The organism is Nonomuraea sp. NPDC052129, assembly GCF_040680095.1.
GTDB lineage: Bacteria > Actinomycetota > Actinomycetes > Streptosporangiales > Streptosporangiaceae > Nonomuraea.
The window spans coordinates 136,531-149,171 of record NZ_JBFAVX010000016.1; the positions used below are offsets into that span (position 1 = coordinate 136,531).

Consider the following 12,641-nt stretch of genomic DNA (forward strand, 5'->3'; position numbering starts at 1 on the left):
GGCTCCGCCGCCGAGCCTGGCCTGGTGCAAGCGGCGGGGCCGCAACAAGAGTCGTCGACCCAGCCGTTGAGGCGGCACGGCTCTACGGCGCCTGTTCGGGTTTGGAGCTCTCCTGCGAAGTTGCCTCGGCGCCTGACGGCGGGGTGCGGAGTTGGCCGTCTCGCGTCCGCCTGTCGGGGGTGCGTAGCACGATCCGCAGCACCTGGACGGCGCGGTTCTGGCGCTTGGCCGACGGGCACACAGGGCGGTCAGGCCCGCTGCGACGACGATGATCGCCAAGGAGAGTGGCAGCACCGAGGCACTTAAGCCCACTGTCTTGAAGAAGTCGAGCACTGACGGCCTCCTGGCAGCGCGAAGCTTGCCAGAGGTCTCTCCCGCCCGGCTCAAGGACGGACCAACAGCCCCGGGGCCCCTGGAGCGGGGCTGCACCGCGATGACGAGGCTGCTGCGAAGGGATACTCCCCCTGTAATGCGATGAGCAAGGCCGGGCGAACTCGTCGTCTGTATGCGAGGGAGTGAACTCCTTCCCGAAGCTCCGTCGACGTGCGGTGGGGGTGATGGGACATCCGGCACTGGGCGGGCGTAGGGGACTGATGGGAAGAAGAAGCGGGCGTACGGCGAAGGGTGGGTGAAAGCAACGATCACCATCCGGAAGGCACACTCATGACGGAGACGGGCACGTGACCGCCGACGTGGGCGAGCAGGTGACCGACGCCGACCTCGTCGCCGGTTACCGGCGGGATCTCGAGCTGTTCACCGCCGTGCATGACCGCTATTTCCGCGACATCTACCTGTACGTTGCGGGCCGCCTGGACACGCAGGTGGCCGAGGACATCGCGGCGGAGACGTTCCTGCTGGCCTTCGATCGGCGCGATCGTTTCGATCCGGAGCAGGGGGGATTACGGCCTTGGCTGTTCGGGTTCGCCACGAACCTGGTGGCCAGGCATCGCCGTAAGGAGGCCCGCCACTACAAGGCGCTGGCCCGGCTGGACCCCGCGCCGGTCGTGGAAGGGCACGAGAACCGGGTCCTCACCTCAGTATCCGCCCAGCGCATGCAGCCGCAACTGGCCATGGCGCTCGCCTCGCTGAACGCTGGCGAGCGTGACGTGCTGCTGCTCCTTGCGCTGGGAGAGCTGAGCTACGACGAGATCGCCCAGGCGCTCGGCATCTCCATCGGCACGGTGGGTTCGCGGCTCAGCCGGGCCCGCGCCAAGATCCACGCCCGGATCGACAGCACCCTCATAGACAGCACGCTCACAGGCAAGGAGACCCCATGAATGACCTGGAAGAGGTGGCCAGTCTGCTGGCCAAGCCGGAGCCGTCCGAGGAGGTGGTCACGCGCAGCCGGAGCAGGCTACAGCACAGGACGCTGGGCCACAGGACGCTGGGCCACAGGACGCTGGGCCAGAGGATGCGGAGCCGGGGGCGCGTCAGGTGGTTCGTGCCGGGCGTGGCGCTGGTCGCCGCCGGGGCGGCCACCGCGGTCGTGATCGCTACGGGGGCGGTCACGAACGCGGGCGCACCGGCGCATGTGATCGCCGCGGCTCCGGTCTCGGGCAAGGAGGTCCTGCTCATGGCGGCCGTAAGCGCGGAACGTACGCCGCAAAGCTCCGGGACCTACTGGCATGTCACCACCACGTGGTCGAACGAGATCCCCCTCCATGAGAGCTGGACCTCGCGCGACGGCAAGCGCTGGACGAGGAACGAGCCGCAGGACACTCCGGGCATCGTCGTACCGACCCAGATCTCGCTCATGCTCAAGGGCGCCCCCGTGAGCTTCGATGACCTCGAGAAGCTGCCGACGGACCCGGAGGCGCTGAAGGCGTGGCTCGTCCAGCGCAAGGGCAACCCGAACAACATGTCCACGTCCGAGATACAGGGCAACCCCACCTTCAGCCTGCTCGCGCTGATCATGGAACTGCCCGTGCCTGCTGAGGTCCGTTCCGCGGCATTCCGGGCGCTCGCCGCGACGCCGGGAGTCGAGAACACGGGCGCGGTCGAAGGCGGCCAGGCCCTGCGGATGCCCGACCCCAACGGCGGGAAGAGGGGGATCGAGATGGTCGTCGATCCCGGGTCCGCCCGGGTCGTCCGGGCCAACCTCATCCTCTCCGGCGACGGAGGCGTGGGGTGGAGCAAGGGGTACATTGCCATTGATACCGATTGGACGGACGAGCTCCCCGCGACGCCGAAGGGCCGCCCGTGACCAGAGGCAAGGCGTTACTCGCCGCCGTCCTGATGACGGAAGAAGCAGGCGTAGCCGCTGATGGCGGTCCGTTTCCGGCCCGAGGGCCTGGACGACGCCAACCGCGCCGCCGCCGGGAGCGTGACCCGTCGCCAGGCATCAGCCCAGGTCGCGGTTCCGCAGCCGGTTTGGGTCGTTCAGCTCAGGTCGAGGTGGGCGAGTTCGGTGCGGGTGGTGACGCCGAGCTTGGGGAAGGCGCGGTACAGGTGGTGGCTGACGGTCTTCGGGCTGAGGAAGAGCTGGGCGGCGATCTCCCGGTTGGTGATCCCCGTGGCGGCGAGGCGTACCACCTGCTGCTCCTGGGGTGAGAGCAGGGCGGCCAGGTCAGGGCCGCCCTGGGCCACGTTCTCGCCCGCCGCGCGCAGCTCGGCGCGGGCCCGCTCAGCCCAGGGGCGGGCGCCGACGCGCTCGAAGGTCTCCAGCGCCGCGCGCAGGCGGGCCCGGGACTCGTGCCTGCGGCGGTTGCGGCGCAGCCACTCGCCGTGGAGCAGGTCGGTGCGGGCCCGCTCGTAGGGCCGGTTCGCCTCGGCGTGCGAGCGCGCGGCCTGCTGCCAGTGCCGTTCCGCCTCGTGGTCGTCGTGGGCGAGGAGGGCACGGCAGCGGTGCAGCACGGCCTCCGCCCACGGATGACCGGCGGCCGCGGCCCAGGTGGCGAAGCGGGCGAGCGGTTGCTCCGCGCGGGCGGGCAGGCCCAGTCGCACGGCGGCCTCGATCTGGTCGGGAGCGAAGTAGATCGGCATGATCTGGTGCCGGAGCGGCCCGCGGGCGGCGGCGTCGAAGCGTTCCAGCGCCGCCTCGAAGCGGCCCTGGCCGAGGTCCAGCAGGCCGAGCGCCCATTCGGCCCAGCCGACGATGGTCGCCACCGGATGGGCGGCGACGTGCGCGATCGTCCGTTCGGCGAGCTCGCGGCATTCCTGTTCGTGGCCCTGGACGGCGCTCGCCATGGCCATGACGCTCTCGAAGTGCGCGACGCGATGCGTGTGGCCGATGTCGACGGCGAGCCGACGGCCCTCCGTCGCGGTCGTGACGGCGTCGCGGAAGCGCCCGAGGTACATCTGGTGGATCGCCAGCACGGCCTGGGCGAGCGGCAGCAGCCCGATCAGGCCGACGGCCCGGCATTCCTCGATCGCCGACTGGGCGATCGCCGCCCCGTTGTCGAAGTCCCCCGAGATCCCGGCCAGCGAGCAGATGCTGATCCTCAGGGCCGTCATGCCGGCGGGGATCGCCACGGCCACGGCGATGAGCTCACGGAACGGCGGTAGCGCCCGGTCCAGGTCGCCGGCCAGGAAGTCGGCCATGGCGCGGGCCGCCCGGACGAAGCCGTCCAGCCCGTCCTCCGGCGACAACGGCAGCTCGGCGAGCCGCGCCGCGGACTCGGCGACGGCCGCCGGATCGCTGAGGTACCACGCGTTGCGCACGGCGTCGAGCAGGATCAGCGCCGCGGCCTTGCGATCCAGGACGGAGATGGAGGCGGCGCCGTCGAGCAGGATCCGATGGGCGTCGTGCACGGCTCCCCGGTCGAAGGCGATCCGGCCGCGCAGCGCCGCCAGTCGCGCGACGGTCAGCGGGTCGTCGTCGAGCCGCCGCGCCTGCTCGGCCAGGCCCTGCGCGTGCTCCAGGACGCCGGCGTCCGCGGCGGCCTCGGCTGCCAGGGCCAGCCGCCGGGCCCGTTCGGCCAGGCCGGGGGTGAGCCGCGCCGCCCGCTCCAGGGCCGCGGCGGCCGCGGCGTGGCCGGCGCGCTCGCGGGCGCGGCCCGCCGCCTGCTCCAGCGCGGCGGCGATCGGCTCGTCGCGGCCCGTCGTGGCGGCGGCCAGGTGCCAGGCGCGGCGGTCGGCATCCTGCTCGTCGTCGAGTACGCCGGCGAGGGCGCGGTGCACGGCCAGGCGTTCGTCGTAGACCGCCCGCCGCGCCGCCGCAGTGCGCATGAGCGGGTGGCCGAAGGAGATCCGCCCGTCGGCGGTGGACAGGAAACCGGCGTGTTCGGCCGGGCCCAGGGCACTGCCGTCAACCCCCAGCCGGCCGGCCGCGCGCAGCACGACGTCGAGGTCCTGGGCGTCGTCGAGGGCCGCGACCAGCAGCATCGTCTGGGTGCCCGGCGGCAGGACGGCGATGCGCGCCTCGTACGCCTCCTGGATCCTGCGCGGCAGCGGCAGCGGTTCCTGCGCGTGCCGCAGCGCCTCGGGGGCCCGGGGCAGCTCGATCAGAGCGAGCGGGTTCCCGCCGCTCGCGGCGAGGATCCTCTCCCGCACCGACGGACCCAGCCCGGGCGTGCGCTCGCGCAGCACCTCGCCGGCGGCCTGCCGATCGAGTCCTTCGAGCCGCAGCTCGGGGATCCCGGGCGCGTGGAAGCCGTCCCTGGCGGCGAACAGCAGGGCGATCCCCTCGGAGTGCAGCCGCCGGGCCGCGAACAGCAGCGCCTCGGCCGACGATCGGTCCATCCACTGGGCGTCGTCGACCAGACAGAGCAGCGGGCCGTCCTCGGCCAGTTCGGTGAGCAGCGACAGGGCGGCCAGGCCGATGAGGAAGCGGTCCTCAGGGGCGTCCCCGCCGGCGGTGGCCAGGCCGAACGCGCCCTCCAGCGCCCGGGCCTGCGGCGCCGGCAGCCGGCCGATCCGGTCGAGGGCCGGGCGGAGCAGCAGATGGAGCGCCGCGAAGGGCAGCTCGGCCTCGGTCTCGATGCCGGTGCCGCGCAGCGGTCGCAGGCCCTCCGGCGACTGGGCCGCGTGGTCGAGGAGCGCGGACTTGCCGATGCCGGGCTCGCCCCGGAGTATCAGGCTGGCGCTCCGGCCGTCCCTGGCCCGTGCGAGCAGCGCCTCGATCTCCGCCAGTTCTCGTTCCCGCCCTCGCAGCACGATCAGAATGTACCGTCCCTCGCCAGACCGGCATCAGTCGCATCACCCGACAATCGTCCGATACCGGCCGGACGCCTCCGATCCCTAGCGTCGTACCGCAAGCGCGATCCGCGCACAGACGTAAGGGGAAACATGTGGACCTCCTTATCTTTCTGATCTTGTTCGTCGTGCTGTGCGGGTGGCTCGACCACTGGGCCACCCGCGCCGCCGAGCCCGTCGCCAAGGAAGGACGCTAGATGTTCATCGGACACTTCGGCCTGGCCGCTGCGGTCAAGGCCCGCGAGCCGCGCGTCCCGCTGTGGTCGCTCATGCTCGCCACGCAGTTCCTCGACGTCGTCTTCGTGGCCCTGTACCTGGCGGGCGGGATCGAGTCCTTCAAGGCCGTCGCCCCCGGAACCTACGGCGAAGCGCTGATCAACGCGCAGTACACCCACTCGCTGCTGGGCGCCTTACTGCTATCGGCGCTGTACGGCGGCCTCAGCGCCCGGCGGTGGGGCCGCAGGACCGGTTGGTTGCTGGGCGCGATGGTGTTCAGCCACTGGCTGCTCGACCTGCTGGTCCACCGCGCCGACCTGCCGCTGCTGCCCGGTAACGCCGGCGGCCTGCCGCTGCTCGGCCTCGGACTGTGGCAGGTCCCCTGGGCCACGGCCGTCATCGAAGGGGTCCTCCTGGTGGTCGGCGCCGTCCTGTACTTCCGCTCGGTACGGCAGCGCGCACCCGTCACCTGGCGCGCGATGGTCTCCGGCGGCGTGATGGCGGCGCTGCTCGTCCTGGGCCTCGTTGTCGATGTCCTCAGCTGAGACCGCCTATGTCCTCTTTCGCGAAGGGTGCTGACATGTTCGTTGACGTGCCGGACGGGCGGCTGGCCTACGATTCCGCCGGTGAGGGGCCGCTGGTGGTGTGCGTGCCCGGCCTCGGAGACACCCGGGAGGTCTACCGGTTCCTGCGTCCCGCGCTGGTGGAAGCGGGGTATCGGGTGGTGACCATGGACCTGCGCGGCCACGGGGAGTCGTCGGCGGGGTGGGACGACTACTCGCAGTCCGCCGTGGGCGGCGACATCGTGGCTCTTCTGGAGGAACTGGACGCGCCCGGCGCCGTCCTGCTCGGCAACTCCTACGCCGGAGGCGGCATCGTCTGCGCCGCCGCAGAGGTTCCCGAGCGGGTGGCCGGCATCGTCCCGATCGACGGGTTCATCAGAGCCATCCCGCTCAACATCGCCGTCCGCGCGCTCGTCCGGGTCATCGGCTTCTCCCCCCGGTTGTGGAAGGTCTACTACGGCGTGGCGCATCCCACCGCCAAGCCCACCGACCTGGAGGGGCACCGCGCCAAGCTGGTTGCCATGCTGCGCGACCCGCAGCGGCACGAGGCGATGCGCCGCATGCTCTTCGACCGGGCGCCGGACGCCGAACAGGTCATCCCCCAGGTCCGCTGCCCGGCCCTGGTCCTCATGGGCGTCAAGGACCCCGACTTCCCCGACCCGGCGGCGGAGGCGCGAACCCAGGCGTCACTGCTGCGGGGGCAGGCCGTGTTGATCGACGACGCGGGCCACTACCCCATGTCGGAGTTCCCCGAGCGCACGGCCGAAGCCCTGCTGCCGTTCCTCAAGAACGTCTTCTGACCTTCAGGCGGTGCCCACGATGCGGTTCTCCCAGGCCCAGGCGACGACCTCGACCCGGTTGCGCATCTGGAGTTTGGCCTGGATGGCGGTGACATGACCTTTGACCGTGCTCACCGAGATGAACAGCTCGGTGGCGATCTCCTGGTTGGTACGGCCCGCGGCCATGGCCCGGACGACTTCGGTCTCTCGTTGGGACAGCGGCGGAGCGGCTCCGCCAGTGGCCGGTGCGCCGGAAGCGGTGAGGTGGCGCAGGAGCCGCAGCGTGATCGACGGGGAGATCAGCGCGTCTCCGGCGTGCGCGGCCCGGACGGCCTCGACGAGCAGGGCCGGGCCGGCGTCTTTCAGAATGAAGCCGGCCGCTCCGCCGCGTAGCGCGCCGTAGACGTACTCGTCCAGGTCGAAGGTGGTCACCACGATCACCCGCAGCGGGTCGGGGACGCGGGGGCCAGCCAGCTCGCGGGTGACCTCGATGCCGTCCAGGCGGGGCATCTGGATGTCCACCAGGCACACGTCCGGGCGCAGTCTCCGGGCCAGGGCGACCGCCCCGGCGCCGTCGGCGGCCTCGCCGACCACGCTGATGTCGGGCTGGTCTTCCAGGATGATGCGCAGGCTGGCGCGGATCATCGCCTGGTCGTCGGCCAGCAGGACCCGAATGGTCATCGGAGCCTGCTCACGGAAGCGGCTGTGGAGATGGGCAGGGTGGCGAGTACGGACCAGCCGGCTCCGCGGCGCGGACCGACGCTGAGCGTGCCGCCGAGGGCTTCGACGCGTTCGCGCATCCCGATCAGGCCGTACCCGCCCCGGTGGGGGTAGGAGGTCACGCCCGGCGGGGCGTCGTCGACGACCTGCACTCTGACGGCGTCCTGGTCTCGGGTGACGGTGACTGTGACGTGGCGGGCGTTCGGGGCGTGGCGGGAGATGTTGGTCAGCGACTCCTGTACGACCCGGTAGACGGTACGGGCCACTTCGGGCGGCCACCCCGACTCCCCGTCGGGCAAGCTCAAACGCACCGCGAGGCCGTGGCCGTCGAACCGTTTGACGAGCTCGCCAAGCTGTTCGCCGGAGTGCGTTTTGTCGTTGTCGGTGGCGTCGCGCAGCAGGCCGACCACGCGACGGGTCGCGGCCAGCGCGTCGGACCCGGCGGCCTCGATGCCGGCCAGGGAGCCTTCCGCCGTGTGCGGCTGCTTGCGGGCCAGGAGCTGGCCGGCCTGGGCCTGGAGCACGATGGAGGTGATGTGGTGGGCGACGACGTCGTGCAGCTCGCGGGCCAGCTCCAGACGCTCGTTGCGGCGTACCCGCTCGGCCATGGCCCGGCGCCGGGCGGCCAGCAGCCGCGGCCCCAGCCCGGCCACCAGCGCGGCCAGCCACGCCGCGCCGTTCAGCACCGCCACCACCGAGCCGGTGGAGAAGACGAACGCGGCCAGCAGACCACCGGCGACCACCGCGCCACCGCCGGCCGCGACGGCGCCCGCCCACCAGACCGGCAGCACTCTGACCGCGGAGCCGACCAGCACCGACAGGCCCAACGCCATAGCGGGCCCCGGCTCACTCGGCAGCCCGGCCAGCCGGGCGACCACGATGGCGACCGCCGCGACGGCCAGACCCGCGATGGCCGCCCACAACCGCCCGCGTCGGCGCACCAGAGCCAGCCCGCACACCACCGCCCCCGCCACGCAGCCGAACTGCCAGTAGGCGCCACCCCAGCTGTCGGCGATCCGGTACGCCTGGAAGGCGAGCGCCGCCGCGAACCCGACGCCGAGCCCGGCATCGACCGCGAACCCGGCCCACTCGCGACGATTCACACCGCTCAGGGTATGAACCGTTCTTCATATTCGCTATGAAAACCTGGGATTCTGCTCTGGGCTCGTAGCCCGTGCTGTGCCGGTGGAACGTGATCCGCGGGATGGATCGGTATCCGGCGGACGTGTATCGCTCACGTGTTCTACCCAAAGACGTCAACTCTTGGTAGCGTTACGGTCACACATCGTGGTGGCGGGGGGTGGGCAGAGTGCAGGTTGGGCTCCAGGCCGTGCGGTACACGCGTCGATGCCGCCTGCTCACCCATGACCTGATGGGGGGCGGTGGGTGAGTAGGCTCACCGCGACAGCCTCCTGCACCGCTTACGCGGCGGTGGTGGAGGCGACCGGTGAGGTCGTCCCGCAGGCGCTGCTGGTGCGGCGGGTGGCCTGGCTGACCGCTCTGGCACGCGATGTGACCGCCCGTCTGGTGGTGGCCCGGTGGAATGCGGCTGATCTGGACGCTTTGGGGTCCGGGGTGGGGCTGGACGGGCAGGTGCTGCCGTCGAAGGGCTGGATGGCGCTGCGCCGGCTCGGCTGGGCCGCGAGCCCGCCCTCGGGCGTGTACGTCTGTGATCGGGTGATGCGGTGCGCCCAAGAGCAGGCCGCCCGCCTGTTGCGGCTGGCGCTGCACCGGCGCCGCCTGGTGGCGGCGATCGTGGCCACCTGGCCGCAGAATACGGGTGCACGCACCGGCGCCGAGTGGCAGGCGCTGCGCGCGCTGCTGCCGGACGGGGTGACAGCCGCGGACATCCGTAACCGGACCCGGCAGACCCGCGCCTACCTTGACGAGCATCACACCTTCCCGGCAGATCTGACCGAACTGGAGGAGCCGCCGAACGTTGCGGCGCAGGTGGTGCTGGCGGCGGCCGACCGGCAACTGGTCACCGTGGAGCGCGCCGGCGATGACGGCGCCCGGCTGCGGGTGCGGCTTCCGCTGGTCGAGTGGCCCGCGTCTTCTCGGGACTGGGCGTGGCATGTGGTACCGGTCGCGCTGCCGCCGACCGTGCCGCCGCAGGCGGCGTTGTGCGCCCCCACCGTGCGGGTGGCAAAAGGGCGGGCGCGCGTCGATCTGCCGTTCCAGATCCCGGTCGGCTTCGCGCCCGCTACCGGTCATCGGGTCGGGTGCGGCTTCGACTGGGGCCTCAACGGGCTGCTGGTCGGCGTGGTAGGGAAGCTGACCGATGGCCGGGTGATCAGTGATGGGCGGCCGCTGATCTACGACGCGAGCGGTGTGTCGGCCAAGCTGCACCGGCTGCGCGGCGAGCGTGAACACCTGGCCGCCAAGCACCGGCACCTGGACAGGCTCCTAGCCGGGATCACGCCCGCCGATTCCCGCTACGCCACGCTGAGCGCCGTCTGCCAGACCCTCGGTGTCGAACATGAGCGGCTGTGCGCTCGCATCCGAAACTTGAACAAGGCACTGACCTGGTCGGCGGCGCGGTGGGCGGTCGATCAGGCCGCCGCCGCGGGGGCGACGGTCATCTATGTGGAAGATCTGGCCACCCTGGAGGCGCGCGGACGCCGAGGGGGCTGGAACGCGCGACTGTCGGGGCAGGTGCGCGGGCGGATCGTCGAGGCGATCCGGCATCTGGCGGCCAAGTACGCCATCGCGGTGGTCACGGTCACGGCGCGTGGGACCTCCCGGTACTGCCCCCGGTGCGGGGATGGTACGTCGGTGCTCCAGCATTGCCCGGCCCCGGACCGGCTCGGCGAGCGGGGCTGGAGGTGGGCTTATTGCCCGGCCTGCGGCCTGTCCTGTGATCGGGACTGGGCAGCGGCCGAGCGGATCGTCTCCCGTGGCCTGCTCGGCCAGCATGCTACCCGCACCCACCGTTCCACCGGGGTGCGCACCATCCACGCCATCGTGGAGGGCAACGTCGCCCGCGCCCGCCGAACGCGCAGGCCCACCCGCGCGGCCCGCCGCGCCCGCCGCACCCGAGCAGACCTGCACCCCCGCCCGGCAGCACGCGACAGAGCCAAGAGGCGCCCCACCCCGAAACGGCCCACCCGCACCCCGGCCACCGCACGAAACAACCCGATGACGTCCAGCCGTGTGCCCGACCCGCGCACGGTGCCCGCCCCACCGCCCACCAGCGGTGGACAGCGTCCGGCGGGCCATGCACCCCAGCCGGGACGGCACCAGCCGTACCGGACAGGGCATGTCAGGAATTCTCACCATCGGACCGGCTTCCACCACGCCAAAGCCACCCCCGTGCTCATGCTCGCCAAGCACCGGGGCGGCCCAGGCCAGGCCACGCCCGTCCGAGTTGCCTGATTCCTTCAGGGAACCACAGAGAATTCAAGACGCTAGGAGATGACCACCCCGCACCGAACCAGCCGAAAGTACCGTCAAGCACCGCGTAACCCTGCTTTCGCCCGATGCCCGGCACCGGACCGAGCCCGCAGGATGAGCCTCATGTCACATCAAGCTCCCTATCCGGCGCGGAAGGCCACGGACCCGACAGAGCCTGAGGGCCGCCGGGCACGCCGATCACCTGCGGACGGGCGCCCGGCTCCATCCGATGGCGGGGCGATGACCTCCTCCAGCCGCCCACGCATCGGCGCGCTCGACGTAATCCGCGGATTCGCGCTGTGCGGGATCCTGCTGGCCAACGTCCAGCCGATAGCCAGCCTCGGCGGCCCGGTCGTGACCCATGGGTCGCCGACGGCGGGGGATGCGTGGATGGGGCTGCTCGTCGAGCAGCGCTTCTTCCCGATCTTCTCCCTGCTGTTCGGCGTCGGATTCTCGCTGCTGCTGGAGTCCTCCGCGGGCCGTACCGCTCACCCGCGAGTGCTCCTGCTGCGCCGACTGCTGGTGCTGCTCGCGCTCGGTCTGGTGCACCACTTCCTGCTGTGGCAGGGCGACATCCTGACCATCTACGCCATCGTCGGCCTGGCGATACTGCTGCCCTCGACCTGGCTGCCGCGCTGGGCCTTGGCCGGCCTGGCCGCCGCGCTCCTCGCGGTCTCGCCGATCCTCGGAAGCGGCTTCTTCGGTCTGGTCCCCGGGCTGTTCCTGCTGGGCTCGACACTGACCCGGTATGGGGTGATCGAGCGGATCGAGCGGTCCACCCGGGTGCCGGTCGTTTTGGGCACGGCCCTGGCGGTGGTGGCGGCGCCTGTCCTGTGGTGGCAGGTCGGGCTGCGGTCCGACGACCCCGGCTTCGGCCTCTCGATGGGCGTGGGTGGGCTGCTGGTCGCCGGTTTCTACATATGTGCGCTGCTGGTCCTGCTCCGGACGCCGCTCCGACCGGCGCTGCAGGCCATCTACGCGCCACTGGGCCGGATGGCGCTGACCAACTATCTGACCGCCACGATCCTCGTCCTAGCTGTCCAACGCGTCATCGGTGGCTCGCCGGACAATTGGTCGTTGACGATGGTGGTCGGGATCGCCGCTGCCATTCTCTGTACTCAGTGGGTGTGGTCTACTCTCTGGCTGCGCCGATACCGCTTCGGGCCCCTTGAGTGGCTCTGGCGCTGGGCCACCTGGGGCCACCGCCCACTCCTACGCCACACTCCCTGAGAGTCCTAGAAGTGGGTGGCGATACCGAATGCCTCGCGCAGCCGGGTCATGTCATGGAGATCACGGTCGCGGGGCTGGTATCCCTGATGGAAGGCGACCTGCTGGGCGGCCGAGAGGCACCCCACCCGGACGTTCTCGATCATGCCGGTGGTGAAGGCGTCCGCGGGATAGACGAAGACGCCTCCATGGTCGTCGGCTTGCTGGACGGCGGAGCCGTCCGGGTCGAACCGCAGCGGATGAAGGTCCAGCTCGTGACCATGGCGGTCCTTCATAACGAAGCGAACAGGCCGGCCCGGCTGGGCATCGGGCTGCTCGGCGAACCCGGCGGCCGCCAGCGTCTCGATCAGCACCGGCTCCTGCTCGACACGGTGCAACAGGTCAAGGTCGTGGTGCTCACGGGTGACCTTGCCGACCAGGGCGTCGATGCCCCATCCACCGGCCACCCATACCTGGCACCCCACTTGATGTAGCAGCGCCAGCACCCGCAGCGTCACACTCGTCGCCATCATGAGGGCAATTCTGTCCTCCCGCGCCGACGCGTCCGCTGCGGATGCGGGTTGCGCCTGACTCTGATCATCGGTATATATCGTTGTCATGAGCTTCAGGG

The 12,641-nt window shown here is 71.3% G+C and carries 10 protein-coding genes; 6 read left to right on the plus strand and 4 right to left on the minus strand.

Annotated elements, in window-relative coordinates; all coding sequences use genetic code 11:
* Positions 1 to 680: 680 nt before the first annotated feature.
* Positions 681 to 1,277, plus strand: a complete 597-nt coding sequence (locus tag AB0L53_RS31295) for an RNA polymerase sigma factor (protein ID WP_364001340.1) — start codon at positions 681 to 683, stop codon at positions 1,275 to 1,277.
* Positions 1,274 to 2,203 carry a CU044_5270 family protein gene (locus AB0L53_RS31300; RefSeq protein ID WP_364001343.1) on the plus strand — a complete coding sequence of 310 codons (930 nt, stop codon included), beginning with the start codon at positions 1,274 to 1,276 and terminating at the stop codon, positions 2,201 to 2,203. The genes AB0L53_RS31295 and AB0L53_RS31300 overlap by 4 nt, the downstream gene beginning before the upstream one ends.
* Positions 2,204 to 2,379: 176 nt before the next feature.
* Here AB0L53_RS31300 and AB0L53_RS31305 read toward each other — a convergent pair whose 3' ends face one another.
* Positions 2,380 to 5,094 (minus strand): AAA family ATPase, encoded by a 2,715-nt coding sequence (locus tag AB0L53_RS31305; RefSeq protein WP_364001346.1) that lies wholly within the window; start codon positions 5,092 to 5,094, stop codon positions 2,380 to 2,382.
* Positions 5,095 to 5,330: 236 nt separating this feature from the next.
* On the opposite strand from AB0L53_RS31305, the gene AB0L53_RS31310 reads away from it, so the two are divergent.
* Together AB0L53_RS31310 and AB0L53_RS31315 are read left to right on the plus strand one after the other, a co-directional pair.
* The gene (locus AB0L53_RS31310) at positions 5,331 to 5,894 is read left to right on the plus strand and encodes a permease (protein WP_358425423.1); all 564 of its coding nucleotides are present in this window, start codon (positions 5,331 to 5,333) and stop codon (positions 5,892 to 5,894) included.
* Positions 5,895 to 5,929: 35 nt separating this feature from the next.
* Positions 5,930 to 6,712 carry an alpha/beta hydrolase gene (locus tag AB0L53_RS31315; protein WP_364001348.1) on the plus strand — a complete coding sequence of 261 codons (783 nt, stop codon included), beginning with the start codon at positions 5,930 to 5,932 and terminating at the stop codon, positions 6,710 to 6,712.
* 3 nt (positions 6,713 to 6,715) lie between these two features.
* On the opposite strand, the gene AB0L53_RS31320 is transcribed toward AB0L53_RS31315, so the two are convergent.
* Both AB0L53_RS31320 and AB0L53_RS31325 read right to left on the minus strand, forming a co-directional pair.
* Positions 6,716 to 7,372 (minus strand): response regulator transcription factor, encoded by a 657-nt coding sequence (locus tag AB0L53_RS31320; protein WP_364001351.1) that lies wholly within the window; start codon positions 7,370 to 7,372, stop codon positions 6,716 to 6,718.
* The gene (locus tag AB0L53_RS31325) at positions 7,369 to 8,514 is read right to left on the minus strand and encodes a sensor histidine kinase (protein WP_364001353.1); all 1,146 of its coding nucleotides are present in this window, start codon (positions 8,512 to 8,514) and stop codon (positions 7,369 to 7,371) included. Before AB0L53_RS31325 ends, AB0L53_RS31320 begins: the two co-directional genes overlap by 4 nt.
* A 283-nt stretch (positions 8,515 to 8,797) precedes the next feature.
* On the opposite strand from AB0L53_RS31325, the gene AB0L53_RS31330 reads away from it, so the two are divergent.
* Both AB0L53_RS31330 and AB0L53_RS31335 read left to right on the plus strand, forming a co-directional pair.
* Positions 8,798 to 10,786: a zinc ribbon domain-containing protein gene (locus tag AB0L53_RS31330; protein ID WP_364001356.1), complete on the plus strand. Its 1,989-nt coding sequence runs from the start codon at positions 8,798 to 8,800 to the stop codon at positions 10,784 to 10,786.
* Positions 10,787 to 11,044: 258 nt separating this feature from the next.
* Positions 11,045 to 12,034: a DUF418 domain-containing protein gene (locus tag AB0L53_RS31335; protein WP_364001359.1), complete on the plus strand. Its 990-nt coding sequence runs from the start codon at positions 11,045 to 11,047 to the stop codon at positions 12,032 to 12,034.
* Between the two features lie 5 nt (positions 12,035 to 12,039).
* Here the strand turns inward: AB0L53_RS31335 and AB0L53_RS31340 are convergent, their stop codons facing one another.
* Positions 12,040 to 12,543, minus strand: coding sequence for a hypothetical protein (locus AB0L53_RS31340; RefSeq protein ID WP_364001362.1), 504 nt, complete (start codon positions 12,541 to 12,543; stop codon positions 12,040 to 12,042).
* Positions 12,544 to 12,641 lie beyond the last annotated feature (98 nt).